18 protein-coding genes are annotated in these 18823 nt (G+C 62.0%); 8 read left to right on the top strand and 10 right to left on the bottom strand.

What is annotated here, in order from left to right:
- Positions 1–204 precede the first annotated feature (204 nt).
- The 7 genes from nagE to AC3WQN_RS15825 all read right to left on the bottom strand — a co-directional run bounded on the left by nagE (position 205) and on the right by AC3WQN_RS15825 (position 8874).
- On the bottom strand, positions 205–1920 hold the full coding sequence (nagE, locus tag AC3WQN_RS15855) for an N-acetylglucosamine-specific PTS transporter subunit IIBC (RefSeq protein ID WP_103399821.1): 1716 nt from the start codon (positions 1918–1920) through the stop codon (positions 205–207).
- 30 nt (positions 1921–1950) lie between these two features.
- Entirely contained in the window at positions 1951–4467 is a 2517-nt protein-coding gene (gene ptsP, locus AC3WQN_RS15850; protein ID WP_103399820.1) for a phosphoenolpyruvate--protein phosphotransferase, read from the bottom strand.
- A gap of 24 nt (positions 4468–4491) precedes the next feature.
- On the bottom strand, positions 4492–5502 hold the full coding sequence (locus AC3WQN_RS15845) for an SIS domain-containing protein (RefSeq protein ID WP_371918494.1): 1011 nt from the start codon (positions 5500–5502) through the stop codon (positions 4492–4494).
- Entirely contained in the window at positions 5495–6601 is a 1107-nt protein-coding gene (nagA, locus tag AC3WQN_RS15840) for an N-acetylglucosamine-6-phosphate deacetylase (protein ID WP_103399818.1), read from the bottom strand. The genes AC3WQN_RS15845 and nagA overlap by 8 nt, the downstream gene beginning before the upstream one ends.
- A 32-nt stretch (positions 6602–6633) precedes the next feature.
- On the bottom strand, positions 6634–7365 hold the full coding sequence (locus AC3WQN_RS15835) for a GntR family transcriptional regulator (protein WP_103399817.1): 732 nt from the start codon (positions 7363–7365) through the stop codon (positions 6634–6636).
- A 413-nt stretch (positions 7366–7778) separates the two neighbouring features.
- Positions 7779–8282 (bottom strand): L,D-transpeptidase family protein, encoded by a 504-nt coding sequence (locus AC3WQN_RS15830; RefSeq protein ID WP_103399816.1) that lies wholly within the window; start codon positions 8280–8282, stop codon positions 7779–7781.
- Between the two features lie 40 nt (positions 8283–8322).
- Positions 8323–8874 carry an NUDIX hydrolase gene (locus tag AC3WQN_RS15825; RefSeq protein WP_095077607.1) on the bottom strand — a complete coding sequence of 184 codons (552 nt, stop codon included), beginning with the start codon at positions 8872–8874 and terminating at the stop codon, positions 8323–8325.
- A gap of 148 nt (positions 8875–9022) precedes the next feature.
- Between AC3WQN_RS15825 and AC3WQN_RS15820 the strand changes: the two genes are divergently transcribed.
- The 5 genes from AC3WQN_RS15820 to purT all read left to right on the top strand — a co-directional run bounded on the left by AC3WQN_RS15820 (position 9023) and on the right by purT (position 12304).
- Positions 9023–9622, top strand: a complete 600-nt coding sequence (locus tag AC3WQN_RS15820; RefSeq protein WP_095146457.1) for a CoA pyrophosphatase — start codon at positions 9023–9025, stop codon at positions 9620–9622.
- A gap of 69 nt (positions 9623–9691) precedes the next feature.
- Positions 9692–10216, top strand: coding sequence for a gamma carbonic anhydrase family protein (locus AC3WQN_RS15815; protein ID WP_095077605.1), 525 nt, complete (start codon positions 9692–9694; stop codon positions 10214–10216).
- Positions 10213–10428, top strand: a complete 216-nt coding sequence (locus AC3WQN_RS15810) for a DUF1289 domain-containing protein (protein ID WP_103399815.1) — start codon at positions 10213–10215, stop codon at positions 10426–10428. Before AC3WQN_RS15815 ends, AC3WQN_RS15810 begins: the two co-directional genes overlap by 4 nt.
- A gap of 108 nt (positions 10429–10536) precedes the next feature.
- Entirely contained in the window at positions 10537–11004 is a 468-nt protein-coding gene (locus AC3WQN_RS15805; protein ID WP_103399814.1) for a preQ0 transporter, read from the top strand.
- A 118-nt stretch (positions 11005–11122) separates the two neighbouring features.
- The gene (gene purT, locus AC3WQN_RS15800; RefSeq protein ID WP_103399813.1) at positions 11123–12304 is read left to right on the top strand and encodes a formate-dependent phosphoribosylglycinamide formyltransferase; all 1182 of its coding nucleotides are present in this window, start codon (positions 11123–11125) and stop codon (positions 12302–12304) included.
- A gap of 113 nt (positions 12305–12417) precedes the next feature.
- Here the strand turns inward: purT and AC3WQN_RS15795 are convergent, their stop codons facing one another.
- From AC3WQN_RS15795 to AC3WQN_RS15785, 3 genes are all read right to left on the bottom strand, one after another.
- Positions 12418–13734 carry an MFS transporter gene (locus AC3WQN_RS15795; RefSeq protein WP_103399812.1) on the bottom strand — a complete coding sequence of 439 codons (1317 nt, stop codon included), beginning with the start codon at positions 13732–13734 and terminating at the stop codon, positions 12418–12420.
- A 390-nt stretch (positions 13735–14124) separates the two neighbouring features.
- Positions 14125–15366, bottom strand: coding sequence for a transporter associated domain-containing protein (locus AC3WQN_RS15790; RefSeq protein ID WP_103399811.1), 1242 nt, complete (start codon positions 15364–15366; stop codon positions 14125–14127).
- Between the two features lie 12 nt (positions 15367–15378).
- Positions 15379–16191, bottom strand: coding sequence for a cytochrome C assembly family protein (locus AC3WQN_RS15785; protein WP_095146463.1), 813 nt, complete (start codon positions 16189–16191; stop codon positions 15379–15381).
- A 208-nt stretch (positions 16192–16399) separates the two neighbouring features.
- Here AC3WQN_RS15785 and ffh point away from each other — a divergent pair, with 208 nt between their 5' ends.
- From ffh to rimM, 3 genes are all read left to right on the top strand, one after another.
- Entirely contained in the window at positions 16400–17776 is a 1377-nt protein-coding gene (gene ffh / locus AC3WQN_RS15780; protein ID WP_103399810.1) for a signal recognition particle protein, read from the top strand.
- A gap of 249 nt (positions 17777–18025) precedes the next feature.
- Positions 18026–18277 carry a 30S ribosomal protein S16 gene (rpsP, locus tag AC3WQN_RS15775; protein WP_003185073.1) on the top strand — a complete coding sequence of 84 codons (252 nt, stop codon included), beginning with the start codon at positions 18026–18028 and terminating at the stop codon, positions 18275–18277.
- Positions 18278–18282: 5 nt separating this feature from the next.
- Positions 18283–18822, top strand: a complete 540-nt coding sequence (gene rimM / locus AC3WQN_RS15770; protein ID WP_095077594.1) for a ribosome maturation factor RimM — start codon at positions 18283–18285, stop codon at positions 18820–18822.
- Position 18823: the final 1 nt, after the last annotated feature.

Raw genomic sequence — 18823 nt, 5'->3', positions numbered from 1 at the left:
CAGCCCCAAAACAGGGCCGCTTTGCGCCCCAGCGGGAGCAAGCTCCCTCGCCACGGGTTTCGTGTTCGGCTTTATTTTTCTTAACTGACCGGCATTAGGCTTAGGCCGGGTTTTTGTTACCTTTCAGGGCCTCTTCGCGGGCAAGCCTCGCTTCTACGGTCAGCGTTTTAACTGTAGGTGAGAAGCGTGCTCGCGATGGCGATTTCAGACCCTGGCACTGACCTCGCTGCGATTGACCAGGCCTGCTAGCGCCTCACTCAAGCTCAGTGCCTTGTCGCCCACCACCAAGTGCCACACGCCGCCTTCCAGCGGACTGACACCTTGGCAACCCAGTTCCTTGAGCTGATATTCCGACAGTGCCTTGCCATTGGCCAGTTGCAGGCGAATGCGGGTCATGGCGACGCAGTCGAGTTGCAGGACGTTGTCGCTGCCGCCCAGGGCGTTCAGCCATTTCTGGGCTTCTGGAGCGGCCACTGGGGCAGCAGTCGGGGCCGTGTCGGTCATCACCGCGGCTGCCGTGACGGCTCTGCCGGCAGTCGGCATCGCTTGGCGAATTTCATCGGCAATGCTGTCCGCCAGCGGACCGACCACCACCTGCAAGCTGCCGCCTTTGCCGGGACGCACCACGGCCATGGCGCCGAGGGCCTTGAGTTTGTTGTCGAAAACCTTGTTGCGGTCGACCATTTCCAGGCGCAAGCGAGTGGTGCAGGCGCCGACGGTGATCAGGTTGTCGGTGCCGCCCAGGGCCAGGATGTAGGCCTCGGCGCGCTGGTTTTCGCTCAGCACGGTTTTTTCACCGGCAATGGTGTCTTCGCGGCCCGGGGTTTTCAGGTTGAAGCGTCGGATGCAGAAGTTGAACACGGTGTAGTAGATCACCGCGTAGGCCAGGCCCACCGGGAACACCATCCAGCCATTGGTGGACTTGCCCCAGCCGAGGATCATGTCGATGAAACCGCCGGAAAAGGTGAAGCCCAGGTGGATGTTCAGCGCGTTGGTGATGGCCATTGAAAAGCCGGTCAGCAGCGCGTGGACCAGATACAGCAGCGGCGCAAGGAACATGAAGGCGAACTCGACTGGTTCGGTCACGCCGGTGAGGAACGAGGTCAGGGCCATCGACAGGAGGATGCCACCCATCACCTTGCGCCGCTGGGGCAGGGCGTTGCGGTACATCGCCAGGCATGCCGCCGGCAGGCCGAACAGCATCACCGGGAACATGCCGGTGGTGAACTGGCCGCCTTTTGGGTCGCCGGCAAAATAGCGGGCGATGTCGCCAGTGACCAGGGCGCCAGTGGTCGGGTCGGTGAAGTTGCCGAACACGAACCACGCCATGTTGTTGAGGATGTGGTGCAGGCCGGTGACGATCAGCAGGCGATTGAGTACACCAAAGATGAACGCGCCGTAGCTGCCGCTCTCCAGCATCAAAGCGCCGAAGCTGTTGATGCCGTGCTGGATCGGTGGCCAGATCAGGCCGAAGACCACGCCCAGGCCGACGGCGGCGAACCCGGTGACGATCGGCACGAAGCGCCGGCCACCGAAGAACGCGAGGTATTCCGGCAGCTTGATGTCCTTGAAACGGTTGTATAGCGCACCGGCCATCAGACCGCTGACGATGCCGGCGAGCATGCCCATGTTGATGCTCGCGTCGAGGACCTTGAGCGTGGAAACCATCACCAGGTAGCCAATGACGCCGGCCAGGCCGGCGGTGCCGTTGTTGTCCCTGGCGAAACCGACGGCGATGCCGATGGCGAAGATCATCGCCAGGTTGGCGAAGATCACTTGCCCGGCGTCGTGGATGATCGCGATGTCCAGCAGGTCGGTGTCACCCAGGCGCAGTAACAGGCCGGCAATCGGCAGGATTGCAATGGGCAGCATCAGTGCCCGTCCGAGGCGTTGCAAGCCTTCGATGAAGAGTTGGTACATGGCGTGTCTCCCTGGATTTTTTGTTGTTGTTCAGCTCAGAGGCCAGTGTTGATGACAGGCGTGGCGCACGGCGGCGGCGCTGCCGAGGTCGAGCAGGCTGGTGCTCAAGCGTTGGCACTGGGCGGCATCCAACTGGCGCACCCGCTCCTTGATTTCGCCGATTTGCGGCGGGCTCACCGACAGCTCGCGAATTCCCAGGCCAATCAGCACCGGGGTGGCCAGCGGATCGGACGCCAGCGCACCGCAAACACCCACCCAGCGCTGGTGTTTGGCAGCACCGCTGCAGGTCTGGGCGATCAGGCGCAACAGCGCCGGGTGCAGGGCGTCGACCCGCGCGGCGAGGCCGGCGTGGTCACGGTCCATGGCCAGGGTGTATTGGGACAAGTCATTGGTGCCGATCGACAGAAAGTCCGCGTGTTCGGCCAGTTGCTCGGCCAGCAAGGCAGCGGCCGGAACCTCGATCATTACGCCCAGCTCCGGACGCAGGGCTATTCCAAGTTCGACGCACAGGGCGTCGAGGCGCTGGCGGATGTGCAGCAGTTCATCCACCTCGCTGACCATCGGCAACAGAATCCGGCATCGGTTCAGGGGGCTGACCTGTAGCAGTCCGCGCAGTTGTTGATCCAGCAGTTCCGGTCGGACCTGGGCCATGCGGATACCACGCAGGCCCAGCACCGGGTTGGCTTCGGCCGGCAAGGGCAGGTAGTCGAGCTGTTTGTCGCCACCGACGTCGATGGTGCGGATGATCACCGACTTGTCGCCCATGGCATCCAGTACGGCTTGATACGCCTGGCGCTGCTCTTGTTCGTCGGGCGCGGTCTGGCGATCGACGAACAGAAACTCGGTGCGCAGCAGGCCGACACCGTCGGCGCCGCCCTTGAGGGCATCGGCCGCTTCGCTGCTGGAGGCGACATTGGCGGCGACTTCGACGCGCAGGCCATCGAGGGTCAGTGCCGGATGGTGCGCGTGCAGTTGCTGGCGTGCCCGGCGTTGAAGGTGTTCGCGCTGGGCGTGCGCCACCTGCTCCAGCCGTTCGCTATCGGGGATCAGTTCCAGCCGCCCGCCGTCCGCGTCCAGGACCATGACTTGGCCTTGGGGTTGCTCGAGCAGGGATGAGCCGAGGGCGACCAGGCACGGCAAGCCTTTGCCGCGGGCCAGAATCGCCACATGGGACGTCGCGCCACCCTCGGCCATGCACAAGCCGGCGACACCTTGTTCGCACAGTTGCAGCAGGTCTGAAGGGGTCAGCTCATGGGCGGCGGCGATGGCTCCGGCCGGCACGTCGTAGTGCCAGTCCTGGCCAAGCAGGACGCGCAGTACACGTTGCTTGAGATCGCGCAGGTCGTTGGCGCGCTCGGCCAGCAGCGGGTTGCCGAGTGTTTGCAGAACCTTGCACTGCGCCTCGATCGACTGACTCCAGGCGTGGGTCGCGGCGCTGTCCTGGTCGATGGACTGGTGGGCGGCCTCCAGCAGCGTCGGGTCTTCGAGAAACGCCAGGTGGGCGGCGAATATCTGTTCTTCTTCCAGGTTGTTTTGTTTTCTGGCGTGCGCCAGGGTGCCGCGAATTTCACTGCGTACCTGCTCCAGCGCCGTGTTCAGCACCTGGTGTTGGGCTTCGGCCATGTGGCCGCCAGTGTCTTCCGGCAATTGCAGGGCTGCCAACTGGAACAATGGCCCGCCCACCAGTCCGGGGGCGGCGCAGACACCATGCAACACGCCGGCTTCGGCGACGCGCGAGCGTTGGACAATTGGCGTGGGGGCGGCAGCGTGGCGGTCGTCGTTGACCGCGCTGGACAGGGCGTTGAGCAAGGCTTGCAGCGCCGCGTTGGCATCCGCGCCGCGGCTGCTGACTTGCACCTCGTCCTGCTCGCCAATGCCCAACCCCATCAAGCCGGTCAGGCTGTCGCACGACGCGGATTTTTCGGCGAAATGCAGCTGGGATTTACTGGTGAACAGTTGCGCGGTCTGGCGGATCAGGGCCGCCGGTCGAGCATGCAGGCCGCCACGATGGGTGATGCGTATCTGACCGCGGACTTCGTCGCCCAAGCCTTGTTCTTCGGCCCGGGCTCCGTTCACCGCCTTCGGCACGATATGCAGCAGAGGCTCGCCGACCTTGACCGATTTCAGGGTGATCGGCAGTACCTGGAAGTCCTGGCTGTTGGTCAGGATCAGCAGGCTGACCAGGCTTTTACAGCTCCGGGCGACCAGGTCCTGATCAAAGCGCAGCAGTGCATCGCCATTGCTGACTCGTGCGCCTTCCTCGACCAGTATCGAGAATCCGCTGCCTTGCAAGTCGACGGTGTCCAGCCCCAGGTGCAACAGCAGTTCGGCACCGTTGTCGGCGCGCAGGGTCACGGCGTGGCCGGTGCGGGCGACATGCACCACCACCCCGGCACAGGGGGCGTGCAGGGTGTTGTTCAGCGGGTCGATGGCGATCCCGTCGCCCATGGCGCCGCTGGCGAACACCGGGTCCGGGACTTTGGCAAGCGTGAGCACAGGACCGCTGAGCGGGGCACTGAGGATCAGTTCGTTATTGTTGTTGTGCATGGCTCGGTACTCGATTCAGGCGTGTTAGTGGGTGCGGGTCACTTTGCTCAAGTGGCGTGGCTGGTCAGGGTCCATGCCACGGGCTTGCGCGAGGCCTGCGGCCATCACGTAGAAACTCTGGATCGCCAGGATCGGGTCCAGCGCCGGGTGTTCGGCGCGGCTCAGCGTCAGGTCGCGTTCGCTGACGTCATCGGGGGCTGCCAGCAACACATGGGCACCGCGTTGGCGCATCTCGGCGGCCAGGCTCAACAGGCCAGCCTGTTCGGCCCCCCGGGGAGCGAACACCAGCAGCGGGTAGTGGTTGTCGATCAGGGCCATGGGGCCGTGTTTCACTTCGGCACTGCTGAAGGCTTCGGCCTGGATCGCCGAGGTTTCCTTGAGTTTCAGGGCGGCTTCCTGGGCGATGGCAAAGCCGGCGCCACGGCCGATCACCATCAGCCGCTGGCAATCGCGCAGGGCATCGACGGCCAGGCTCCAGTCCTGGGTTGCGGCTTCGCGCAGCCCCTGGGGCAGGGCGAGGCCGGCTTCCAGCAACTCGGCGTCCTGCTTCCAGTGGGCAATCAAGCGTGCACTGGCAGTGAGGGTGGCGATGAAGCTTTTGGTCGCGGCCACGCTGCTTTCAGTACCGGCACACAGAGGCAGGCTGAACTCGCACGCGGCCTCCAGTGGCGAGTTCTCGGCGTTGACCATGGCAATGCTCAAGGCGCCGCGCTTGCGCAGCAGGCGCAGGCTGTTGACCAGGTCAGGACTCTGCCCTGACTGCGAGAATGCGAATACCGCCTGGCCGCTGACCTTCAGCGGCGCCTGCTGCAGGGTGACCACCGACATCGGCAGCGATGCCACCGGCACGCCTATATGCTGCATGGCCAGATAGGCGAAGTAGCTTGCGGCATGATCGGAACTGCCACGGGCGACGGTCATCGCCACTTGCGGTGGCTGACGGTTCAGGCGCCCGGCGATCTCGATCATCTGTGGATCGAGTTGCTGCAACTGGCTTTCGACGGCCTTGTACGAGGACAGGGCCTCTTCAAGCATTTTTGAAGTCAATGTCTTCTCCTTCGACCATCACGGCGGTCAGTGTGAGTGAGCGATCCAGGCGTACACAGTCGGCCCAGGCGCCGGGTTGCAGGCGGCCGCGCTCCGGGAGACCGAGGTAGTCGGCGGGAAATTGCGAAAGGCGTTGCGAGGCCTCGCACAGTGGCAGGCCGATCTTCACCAGGTTGCGCAGGGCCTGATCCATGGTCAGGGTGCTGCCGGCCAGGGTGCCGTCGGGCAAGCGCACGCCGCCCAGGCATTTGGTCACGGTGTGGCTGCCCAGCTTGTACTCGCCATCCGGCATGCCAGCGGCGGCGCTGGAGTCGGTGACGCAATACAGGCAGGGGATCGAGCGCAGGGCCACGCGGATCGCCCCGGGATGCACATGAAGCAGGTCCGGAATCAATTCGGCGTATTGGGCATGGGCCAGTGCCGCGCCGACGATCCCCGGTTCGCGGTGATGCAACGGGCTCATGGCGTTGTAGAGGTGGGTGAAGCTGGTGGCGCCGGCCTCAAGTGCCGCGACGCCTTCCTCGTAACTGCCCAGGGTGTGGCCGATCTGCATGCGTACGCCACGGTCGCTCAAGGCACGGATCAGTTTGTCGTGACCGGCGATTTCCGGAGCAATAGTGATCACCCGGATCGGCGCCAGTGTCAGATAGGCCTCGACCTCGGCCAGCAGCGCGGTGTGAGCGAAGTTCGGTTGGGCGCCCAGTTTTCCGGGGTTGATGTACGGCCCTTCGAGGTGCACGCCCAGGACCCGGGCACAGCCTTCGAGACGCTGTTCGCAAAATTCACCGACCTGCTCCAGAACGCGAGCGATCTCTTCGTTCGGCGCGGTCATGGTCGTGGCCAGCAACGACGTGGTGCCAAAGCGAACATGGGTGCGGGTAATGGTTTCGAAGGCGGGCGTACCTTCCATGAGGTCCCGGCCCCCACCTCCATGCACGTGCAGGTCGATAAAGCCCGGCAGCAGGTATGGCAAGTCGTTGTCCGCCGGGTCGCAGGGCTGGCCTTCGATGCGCACGATCCGGCCGTGTTCATGGGTCAGGCGACCGCGAATCCAGCCTTGGGCGGTGAGGATGTTGTCTTCGGACATAGGGCAGCTCTCAGGTGCTGACGGCGCGTTTTTTAGCGACGCAGTTCGGCTACAAAGTCGTAGTAGTCGTTGCGGCAATAGGTGTCGGTGACTTCGATCGGGGTGTTGTCTTCCAGGTAGCCGACCCGGGTCATCAGCAGCATGGCGGTGCCAGGTGCGATGCCGACCAGGGCGGCGAACTCGTCGGAGGCATTGATCGCCTGAATGTGTTGCAGGGCGCGTACCACCGGCTTGCCGATACTGTCGAGGTATTGATACAGCGAATCGCCGATGGCTTGCGGCTGGGCAATGATCGAGGCGGGCAGGGTGCTCATCTCGATGGCCATCACGGTGTCGTCGGCTTTGCGCAAGCGCTTGAGGCGCGCCACTTTGTCGTAGGGTGACAGGGCGAGGCGGATCAGTTCTTCGTGGGTCGGCTGGGTGATTTCCCGCTCCAGCCATTGCGAGCTGGGCACGAACCCCTTGAGGCGGAGCATCTCGCTGAAGCCGGACAGCCGCGACAGCGGTTGTTCCAGGCGAGGCGTGATGAAGGTCCCCGAACCTTGGCTACGGCGGATCAGGCCTTGTTCGAACAGCACTTCCAGGGCTTTGCGGGCGGTCACGCGGGAGATGTTCAGTGTTTCACTGAGGTTGCGCTCCGACGGCAGCGCCTGCTCGGCTTTCCATAGGCCGGCATGAATCGCGGCTTCCAGGTTGCGCGCCAGTTGCAGGTACAGGGGGGTGGGCTGGGTGTCGTCAGGGCGCAGGGCCAGGATGTGATTCATGTGAGGTTTCCGATGCGGATATTGGAGTGTTGTCGCCCGGTAGTGGTGAAAAACTAATACCACTTAAATACCATGTCAACGCTGGTGGTTCGCTCCGGGCGAGCAAAAGCTCGCTCCGCTGGAAGGTGCGGTGGCGTTGGGTTTGAAGTGGTATTAGAGGTGGCGGGGGCAACGGATCAGATCGCGGTCTGCGCCGGTGATTTTGAAGGGCGGTGGTATTGCAGGTGGGTTGTTGGTTGGGGCTGAATTTTTTTTGAATTATTTTTGATAAATGATGAAGGGGGAGATCGTTTCCACGCTCCTGCGTGGGAATGCAGTCCGCGACGCTCCGCGCCACATCAACAGCCGAACGCGGAGCGTCCGTAGAGGCATTCCCACGCGGAGCATGGGAATGATCAGGGGGGAAGAGGGGGTTATGGGCGGATTTCGATCATCGTGCCGTCCGGCACCAGGCCCCAGACTTCGCGCATGTCGACGTTGCGCATGGCAATGCAGCCGTCGGTCCAGTCCAGGGTGTGGAACAGATCCTCGGGATCGTCTTCGGTGTCGGGGGTGCCGTGGATCATGATCATGCCACCGGGGTCCACACCTTCACGGCGCGAGCGAGCGGCGTCGCTGATGTTCGGATAGGAGATGTGCATGGCCAGGTTGAAGCGGTCGCTGACCTTGCGCCAGTCCAGCCAATAGAGGCCTTCGGGCGTGCGGCGGTCGCCAGCCATGAGCTTTTGGCCCCTGGGGTTTTTGCCCAGGGAGATGCGGTAGGTTTTGATGGTCTGTCCGTTATTGATCAGTTGCAACTGATGGGCGGATTTGAGCACCAACACTTTGTCGATGATTTTGCCGTCCAGGGTTTCCAGGGTGGAGGCCTGTGAAACAGCGACGAACGACAGACAGAAGAACGCGAGCAACCAGCGCATTGACACGATATCCCTGAAAGTACGGCGTACTTTTTGTTGTTTAAGTGATCGCAGGCTGAGCAAGCGGAGGAATGGATTCGCAGCGCACCGGAAATTCCCCTGTCCGGCGGTCAGCGAAGAAGCATTCTAGAGTACGGCCCACGGTGCGGAAAGCCAGCTCGGACCAAGGGATGTCTGCTTCTTCGAAAAGCTGCACTTCCAGGCTTTCCTGGCCGGCGGCGAAGTCCAGGTCCGCAAGCTCTGCACGGAAGAATACATGCACCTGACTGATGTGTGGCACATCGATCAGCGTATAGATCTTCAGGTGGCGCACACGGGCGCAGGCCTCCTCGAAGGTTTCCCGAATGGCAGCCTGTTCCACGGTTTCGCCGTTTTCCATAAAACCGGCGGGCAAGGTCCAGTAGCCGCGGCGCGGCTCGATGGCACGGCGACATAGCAGCACCTGGCGGCCCCAGGTCGGCAGGCAGCCGGCGACAATGTTCGGGTTCTGGTAGTGAATGGTCTGGCACTGGTCGCAGACGTAGCGCAGGCGGGAGTCGCCTTCGGGAATGCGTTGGGTGACCGGGTTACCGCACTGGCTGCAGAATTTCATGCTGGGATTCCGTAGAGGCTGCGCCTATCTTGGCGTGCAGCGGTGTCTGTCGGCAAGTTGTCGTTTAGCGACATGCCGCCGTTCAAGGGCTTGGGCGCTCTGTGCGTTTGGTGCATGATGCATGGTAGCCAACAGATCGAGAGCACTCATGCTGGACGAGCTACTGCAGCGGGTCATCAACCATACGCCACGTACGCTGGAAACCGACCGGCGTTTCCCCGAGGCCGCGGTGTTGGTGCCGATTACCCGCAGCGACGAACCTGAGCTGATCCTGACCCTGCGCGCCAGTGGGCTCTCGACCCATGGCGGTGAAGTGGCCTTTCCCGGCGGACGCCGCGACCCTGAAGACCCCGACCTGGTGTTTACCGCCTTGCGCGAGGCCGAAGAAGAAATCGGCCTGCCGCCTGGCCTGGTTGAAGTGATCGGGCCCTTGAGCCCATTGATTTCCCTGCACGGTATCAAGGTGACGCCTTACGTCGGGGTGATTCCCGACTTCGTCGAGTACCGCGCCAACGATGCCGAAATTGCCGCTGTGTTCAGCGTTCCGCTGGAATTTTTCCGCAAGGACCCCCGCGAGCATACGCACCGCATCGATTATCAGGGGCGCAGTTGGTACGTGCCCAGTTACCGTTACGGTGAATACAAGATCTGGGGGCTGACGGCGATCATGGTCGTCGAGTTGATCAATTTGCTCTATGACGCGAAGATCAACCTGCATCAACCTCCCCACAGCTTTATCAATATTTGAAGCCATCGCGCGTAGGGCGTGAACCTGTCTTGCAAGTGAAAACCTGCCCGAGCCTTGAGGAAAACCACCATGAAATACCGTCTGGGCGACGCCCGCGTCGAAACCCATCCACAGAGCTGGGTTGCACCCAATGCCGTGCTGGTGGGCAAGGTCAGGCTGGAAGAGGGAGCCAATGTCTGGTTCAACGCGGTGTTGCGCGGTGACAACGAACTGATCCTGATCGGCAAGAACAGCAACGTACAGGACGGCACGGTGATGCACACCGACATGGGTTACCCGCTGACTATCGGCACCGGTGTGACCATTGGCCATAACGCCATGCTGCATGGCTGTACGGTGGGCGATTACAGCCTGATCGGGATTAACGCGGTGATCCTCAATGGCGCGAAAATCGGCAAGAACTGCATCATCGGCGCCAATTCGCTGATTGGTGAAGGCAAGGAAATCCCCGACGGTTCGCTGGTCATGGGCTCGCCCGGCAAAGTGGTGCGCGAACTGACCGAACAGCAGAAGAAAATGCTCGAAGCCAGCGCCGCGCACTATGTGCACAATGCCCAGCGTTATGCCCGCGATCTGGTCGAGCAGGAGCAATGAATACCGCCGAACGCCCCGTGCCATCGCCCTGCGTGAGCATCTGCGCGCTGGACGAACAGGATATCTGCACCGGCTGTCAGCGTACGGTGGAGGAAATCACCCGCTGGAGCCGCATGGACAATGACGAGCGCCGCAAGGTGTTGGGGTTGTGCCATGAACGGGCGAAATCGAGTGGATTGCTCTGGATGTTGCCTTCGAAATCCAGTTCCTGAATCTGGCGAGCTTTTGTGGTGAGGGAGTTGCGCCCTCGCCACAGGTTATCTGTGCATCGAAGATGAAGTACCCTGTGCGCCAATTTCGACAGGTATTCCCCGCGTCCCATGCTCTTTCTCATCGCCTACATCAGCAGCGTGGTGCTGATCAATTACGCCTTTTCCACCGCACCGCACCTGGACATCATCTGGTCGGCGTGGGGCGGGTTGGTATTCGTGTTGCGCGATATGGTGCAAATCCGCTTCGGCCATGGGGCGATCATTGCCATGCTGGCGGCACTGGCGTTGTCCTACATCACCTCCGATCCGTCAATTGCCCTGGCCAGCGCCACGGCGTTCGCCGTTTCGGAATGCATCGACTGGCTGGTGTTCAGTATCACCCAGCGGCCGCTGCATGACCGGTTGTGGATAAGTTCGGCGCTGAGCATTCCCCTGGATACCTTCATTTTCTTCGGCATGATCGACGCCCTGACACCGGGGGTGATCCTCACGGCCATGGGGTCGAAATTCGCCGGTGTGACGGTGGTCTGGCTCGCCATGGCCTGGCGTTTGCGCAAGAGCGCGCTGGCGAGCTGAGCCAAAGCCTGCGGTTCATGTAAAATGTCGCGCTTTCTCCCTATGGGAAGCGCGCGGCAGGCCAGGCAGGCCAATCACGCAGCATCCTTCGATGATCTGCTCCATTGAGGACCTTCAGATGACTCGTATCGGAACTCCATTGTCGCCAACCGCGACCCGCGTTTTGCTGTGTGGCTGTGGTGAGTTGGGCAAGGAGGTGGTGATCGAGCTGCAACGCCTGGGCGTTGAAGTGATTGCCGTGGATCGTTATGCCGATGCCCCGGCCATGCAGGTGGCTCATCGCAGCCACGTGATCAACATGCTGGACGGTGCCGCGCTGCGTGCAGTGATCGAAGCCGAGAAGCCGCACTTCATCGTGCCGGAAATCGAAGCCATCGCTACGGCCACCCTGGTCGAGCTGGAGGCCGAGGGCTTCACGGTCATCCCGACGGCGCGCGCCGCCCAGTTGACCATGAACCGTGAAGGCATCCGTCGCCTGGCCGCTGAAGAGCTGGACCTGCCAACATCGCCGTACCACTTCGCCGATACCTTCGAAGACTACCGCAAGGCCGTCGACGACCTGGGTTTCCCCTGTGTGGTCAAGCCGGTCATGAGCTCTTCCGGCAAGGGCCAGAGCCTGTTGCGCAGCGTCGATGACGTGCAGAACGCCTGGGATTACGCGCAGGAAGGCGGTCGTGCCGGCAAGGGCCGGGTGATCATTGAGGGCTTTATCGACTTCGACTACGAAATCACCTTGCTCACCGTGCGTCATGTCGGCGGCACCACGTTCTGTGCGCCTGTCGGTCACCGTCAGGAGAAGGGTGACTACCAGGAGTCCTGGCAGCCACAGGCCATGAGCCCGATTGCTCTGGCGGAGTCCGAGCGCGTTGCCAAGGCCGTGACCGAAGCCCTGGGTGGCCGTGGCCTGTTTGGCGTGGAGTTGTTCATCAAGGGTGATCAGGTGTGGTTCAGCGAAGTGTCGCCGCGTCCCCACGATACGGGCCTGGTGACCCTGATTTCTCAGGACCTGTCGCAGTTCGCCCTGCATGCCCGGGCCATTCTCGGGTTGCCGATCCCGTTGATCCGTCAGTTTGGCCCGTCGGCCTCGGCGGTGATTCTGGTGGAAGGGCAGTCGACCCAGACCGCGTTTGCCAATCTGGGCGCCGCACTGGCTGAGCCGGACACGGCGTTGCGCCTGTTCGGCAAGCCTGAAGTCAACGGACAGCGCCGCATGGGCGTGGCCCTGGCGCGCGACGAGTCGATTGAAACGGCTCGTGCCAAGGCGACCCGCGCGTCCCAGGCGGTCGTTGTAGAGCTGTAACCGCGTCGCGACATTCGCGAGCAAGCCCGCTCCCACATTAGTTTTGCGCCGATCACAAAATGTGAGCGACACAGATCAAGTGTGGGAGCGGGCTTGCTCGCGAAGCTTTTACTTTAGGCAACCTGATTCAGGTCGTTATTGCGCGTTTCCTTCAGGCACAGCACAGCAATCAGGCTGAGCACCGCTGCCGCAGACACATAGCCGCCCACCCAACTCAAGCCGCCCATCGCTACCAGCTTCTGCGCGAAGAACGGGGCTGCCGAGGCACCCACGATACCGCCCAGGTTGTAGGCCGCTGACGCGCCGGTATACCGCACGTGGGTTGGAAACAGCTCGGGCAGCAGCGCGCCCATCGGGGCGAAGGTCACACCCATCAGAAACAGCTCGATGCACAGGAACAGGGCGACGCCCCAAGTCGTGCCGTGGGTCAGCAGGGGTTCCATGGTGAAGCCCGAGAGCACGGCCAGTACGCCGCCGATGATCAACACCGGTTTACGTCCGAAGCGGTCACTGGCCCAGGCTGACAAGGGCGTGGCCGCGGCCATGAACAACACGGCAAAGCACAGCAGGCCGAGGAAGGTTTCGCGGCTGTAACCCAGGGTCGATACGCCGTAGCTCAGGGAGAATACGGTGGAGATGTAGAACAGCGCGTAACAGACCACCATCGCCGCCGCGCCCAGCAGGGTCGGTGCCCAATACTGGCTGAACAGCTCGACCAACGGGATTTTCACCCGCTCCTGGCGCGCAACCGCATTGGCGAACACCGGGGTTTCGTGCAGTTTCAGGCGTACATACAGGCCCACCATCACCAGTGCGGCGCTCAGCAGGAACGGAATGCGCCAGCCCCATGAACGGAACTGTTCGTCGTCCAGGGTCAGGGCCAGGGTCAGGAACAGTCCGTTGGCGGCGAGAAAACCGATCGACGGACCCAGTTGCGGGAACATGCCGAACCAGGCGCGCTGGCCCTTGGGAGCGTTTTCGGTGGCCAGCAAGGCCGCGCCACCCCATTCGCCGCCCAGCCCCAGGCCTTGCCCGAAGCGCAGCACACACAGCAGGATCGGCGCCCAGGCACCAATGCTGTCGTAACCGGGCAACACGCCGATCAGCGTGGTACAGACGCCCATCAGCAGCAGCGAGGCCACCAGGGTGGATTTGCGCCCGATACGGTCACCGAAGTGGCCGAACAGTGCAGAGCCCAGGGGGCGGGCTAGGAAGGCGATGCCGAAGGTCAGGAAGGCCGAGAGCATCTGTGCCGTGCCGGAAGTCTGCGGAAAGAACACCGGGCCGATCACCAGGGCCGCCGCCGTGGCGTACACGTAGAAGTCGTAGAACTCGATGGCGGTCCCGATGAAGCTGGCCGTTGCCACGCGGGTGGCGGAGTTCGTCGGTTGGGCGGGTGCGGTTTCGCTATAAGTCGTGCTGGTCGTCATGCAGTAATCCCTGACAGTCATGTGCTCCGTTGGAGCGAATTATTGTGGTTGAAACACCCAGGGATGTGGGTTGGGGCGCGGCGGGCGCTCAAGGTAGGAGCAGTCGCCGGAAGGTCGCGAGTCGTGCCGATAGACTGGCCGCCGGACGCTGAGTGCGGGTAGCACGGCCCGGGGCGGGGCTTGGGTAAGCGTTTCGATTATAGGAAGGAGGCTAACGATTCAACAAGGGGGCTCAGCTGATGCGCTGAAATTCGTGGCGAGGGAGCTTGCTCCCGCTCGGGTGCGAAGCGCCCGCAATACCGTTGAAGGCGTTTCGTCGGAATGATCACGGTGTCCGGGGTCGGGGTTGCTGCGCAACCCAGCGGGAGCAAGCTCCCTCGCCACAGGGGGTCAGCGTACTGTCGGCACCGATGAGGTCAGCCAGATCAGTACCTTGCTCACACGGTTGTCTTCGGTTTCGAGGATTTCCAGGCGATAGCGGCCGATTTTCAGGCACACCGGGCAGTCCGGGATACTTTCCAGCGCCTCGGTCACCAGGCCATTCAGGGTTTTCGGACCGTCGCTTGGCAGGTGCCAGCCCAGGCTCTTGTTGAGCTCGCGGATGGAAGCCGCGCCGTCGATCACCAGTCGGCCATCGGCCTGGGGGTGAATGTGTGGGTTGTCGAGGCTGTGCTGGCTTTCGAATTCACCGACGATTTCTTCGAGAATGTCTTCCAGGGTGACGATACCTTCCACTTCACCGTATTCGTCGACCACCATGCCCAAGCGGCGCTGCTGTTTGTGGAAATTCAGCAGTTGCAGTTGCAGCGGTGTGCTTTCCGGAACGAAGTAAGGTTCGTGGCAGGCCGCCAGCAAAGCATCCTTGGTCAGGCTGGCGTCGGCCAGCAAGTGACGGATCTGCCGGGTGTTGAGCACGGCCTCGACCTGATTGATGTCACTGTGAAACACGGGCAGGCGCGTGCGTTTGTTGGCGCGCAACTGTTGGATGATCTCTTCGATCGGGTCGTCCAGGTTGATGCCGTCGATTTCGCTACGGGGCACCAGAATGTCATTGACCGTAATGTTGTCCAGCGCATGAATGCCGGCCAGCGCGTGCGGACGGCATGCCGGGTGCTCCTGCTCGCCGTCGCTGTTCTGTGGTGCGGCCGGTTCTTCATCGCTTTGCTGGACAACCTTGGCCTTGCGGGCGAAGGGCTTGAGCAGCAACAGGCTGATACCGCTGAGCGCCCAGGCGATCGGGTAGATGATTTTCAGGGGCGTGGCCAGCAGGGTGTTACCCAGCATCAGCACGGTGTCCGGGTAGCGGCTGGCGAGGGTGCGCGGCAGGTAATCGGCGAACACCAGCAAGGCCGCGGTGGCACTCAGGCAGGCCAGCCACGGACCATTGTCTGCCCAGCCGAACACGGCCAGCAAGGTGCTGATGACCACGACCAGCGAGCGACACAGGGTATTGCACAGCAGCAGGCTGCTGAGCGGGAAGCGGAGTCTGGCGACCGGCTTGTCGCTTGAGCGTGAGGCCATGCGCTGGGCCTGCAGGTACTGGTGCGCGGCCTCGATGGCGGTGAACAGGCCCGACCAGAGGATCAGCAGGGCCAGCACGGCGAGCAATGGCCCTATGGGCAGGTTATCCATAACGAATGCCCGTCAGATGTGCAGGATGAATTCGCGGACCAGCTTGCTGCCGAAGTAGGCCAGCATCAGCAGGCAGAATCCGGCCAGGGTCCAGCGAATGGCCTTGTGCCCGCGCCAGCCCAGGCGAGTACGGCCCCACAGCAGCACGCTGAACACAATCCAGGCCAGGCAGGCCAGTAGGGTTTTATGCACCAGGTGCTGGGCGAATAGGTTGTCGACGAACAGCCAGCCGGAGATCAGCGACAGCGACAGCAGGGTCCAGCCGGCCCAGAGGAAGCCGAACAGCAGGCTTTCCATGGTTTGCAGCGGCGGGAAGTTCCTGATCAGGCCGGACGGGTGCTTGTGCTTGAGCTGGTGGTCTTGCACCAGCAGCAGCAGGGCCTGGAACACCGCAATGGTGAACATGCCGTAGGCCAGGATCGACAGCAGGATATGCGCGAGAATCCCCGGCGCCTCGTCGATCACCTGCACAGTGCCCGACGGCGCGAACTGCGCCAGCAGCACCGTCGTCACCCCTAGCGGGAACAGCAGCAACAGCAGGTTTTCCACGGGGATGCGCGAGCAGGCCAGCAGTGTCAGGGCGATCACGGCGGCGGCAATCAGGCTGGCGGCGCTGAAAAAATCCAGGCCCAGGCCGATCGGCGTCATCAGGTGGGTGAGCAGGCTCGCGCTATGGGTCAGGACGGCGAGGACGCCGAGCGTGACCAGCAGGCGTTTGTTCGCCTTGGCGCCTACGGCCAGGCGAGAGCCTTGGTAGAGGGTCGCAGCGGCGTACAAGCAGGCGGCGGCGAGGGTCGTGAGTAAACTGGGTGACAAGGGGAGCATAAATCCTGTTAGGCAAGCCCGAAAGAGAATGAGTTTGGCATACAACCCTTGTCGCATGAAAGACCGCACAACCAGACGGCGGGTGTGCGCCAGACGCAGTCTTCGCTATAATCCGCGACCTGCCCACGCCGCAGGCTCGCCGAGCACATGTTTTTCACGGTCTGGGCCGCCATTACCTCGGTCTCCATAGGGCCTGAAAGGATCGCGCATGTTTGAAAACTTAACCGACCGTCTCTCGCAGACGCTGCGCCATGTCACCGGCAAGGCCAAGCTGACCGAGGACAATATCAAAGACACCCTGCGTGAAGTGCGCATGGCGTTGCTCGAAGCCGACGTCGCCTTGCCGGTGGTCAAAGACTTCGTCAACTCGGTCAAGGAACGCGCTGTCGGCACCGAGGTGTCGCGCAGCCTGACGCCAGGCCAGGCCTTCGTGAAGATCGTCCAGGCCGAACTCGAAAGCCTGATGGGCGCGGCCAACGAAGACTTGAACCTGAGCGCCGTGCCACCGGCCGTCGTTTTGATGGCGGGCCTGCAGGGTGCCGGTAAAACCACGACCGCTGGCAAGCTCGCGCGCTTCCTTAAAGAGCGCAAGAAGAAGTCGGTGATGGTGGTGTCCGCGGACGTTTACCGTCCCGCGGCGATCAAGCAGCTGGAAACCCTGGCCAACGACATCGGCGTCACCTTCTTTCCGTCCGACCTGAGCCAGAAGCCGGTCGACATCGCTGAAGCGGCGATTAAAGAAGCGAAGTTGAAGTTCATCGACGTGGTCATCGTCGATACCGCCGGTCGCCTGCACATCGACGAAGAGATGATGGGCGAGATCAAGGCCCTGCATGCCGCGATCAATCCGGTCGAGACCCTGTTCGTGGTCGACGCCATGACCGGTCAGGACGCGGCCAACACGGCCAAGGCCTTCGGTGAGGCGCTGCCGCTGACCGGTGTGATCCTGACCAAGGTCGACGGTGATGCCCGTGGCGGTGCCGCGCTGTCGGTGCGTGCCATCACTGGCAAGCCGATCAAGTTCATCGGTATGGGCGAGAAGACCGAAGCGCTCGAACCCTTCCACCCCGAGCGTATTGCTTCGCGCATCCTGGGTATGGGCGACGTGCTCAGCCTGATCGAGCAGGCCGAACAGACCCTCGACAAGGACAAGGCCGACAAGCTTGCCAAGAAATTAAAGAAGGGCAAGGGCTTCGACCTCGAAGACTTCCGCGATCAACTGCAACAGATGAAGAACATGGGCGGCCTTGGCGGCCTCATGGACAAGCTGCCAAACATCGGCGGTGTGAACCTGGCGCAAATGGGCAATGCCCAGGGTGCGGCAGAGAAGCAGTTCAAGCAGATGGAAGCCATCATCAACTCCATGACCCCGGCCGAACGCCGTGACCCTGAGCTGATCAGCGGTTCGCGCAAGCGCCGTATCGCCATGGGTTCGGGTACCCAGGTGCAGGACATCGGTCGCTTGATCAAGCAGCACAAGCAGATGCAGAAGATGATGAAGAAATTCTCCGCCAAGGGCGGAATGGCCAAAATGATGCGCGGCATGGGCGGTATGTTGCCCGGCGGCGGCATGCCGAAAATGTAAAGATTTCGCGTCGACATACCTGTCGGCGCGGTCCCCACACGGACGTGGGACCAGCAGTGGCCCGCCTTGGCGGGCGCTGACTCGCCGTTGTTCGCAACGGCTCTATCGCAAATCTGGATGGCATGCCTATAGGCGCCGGAAAAAGTCATTTGCAAAAGTCCGGATATTCCTTAGAATATGCGGCCTTTCGGGCACCTATGCCCGCTGTGCATTTAGATTTGCAGCACCGACTACAGGAACTATGTTCACATGCTAACAATCCGTCTTGCCCTTGGCGGCTCCAAAAAGCGCCCGTTCTACCACTTGACCGTAACCGACAGCCGCAACCCGCGCGACGGTTCGCACAAAGAACAGGTTGGTTTCTTCAACCCTGTTGCTCGTGGTCAGGAAATCCGTCTGTCCGTGAACCAAGAGCGCGTAGCCTACTGGCTGAGCGTTGGTGCACAACCTTCTGAGCGCGTTGCTCAGTTGTTGAAGGAATCTGCTAAGGCTGCGGCCTGAGCAATATGAACGCGACGCCAGCCATTGCTGATGATTTGATCGTTATCGGCAAGATTTACTCAATACATGGCGTTCGCGGCGAAGTGAAGGTCTTTTCCTTTACTGATCCGATTGGAAACCTGTTGGACTACAAAACCTGGACGCTGCGGCGCGAAGGCGATGTACGGCAGGTAGAGCTGGTCAGCGGCCGTGTACAAAACGGCAAGTTCCTGGTCACAAAGCTCAAAGGTCTCGATGACCGTGAAGAAGCTCGTCTTCTGGCCGGTTTTGAAATCTGCGTGCCGCGTAACCTGTTTCCTGATCTGACCGACGGCGAGTACTACTGGTACCAGCTGGAAGGTCTGAAGGTCATCGACCACCTTGGGCAATTGCTCGGGAAAATCGATCACCTGCTGGAGACTGGCTCGAACGATGTCATGGTGGTCAAGCCTTGCGCTGGCAGCCTGGATGATCGCGAACGCCTGTTGCCCTATACGGAGCAATGCGTGTTGGCTGTCGACCTGGCGGCGGGCGAGATGAAGGTGGATTGGGACGCGGACTTCTAAA

It is taken from the genome of Pseudomonas sp. FW300-N1A1 (assembly GCF_058789115.1).
This window is presented reverse-complemented; position numbering and strand designations above follow the sequence as displayed.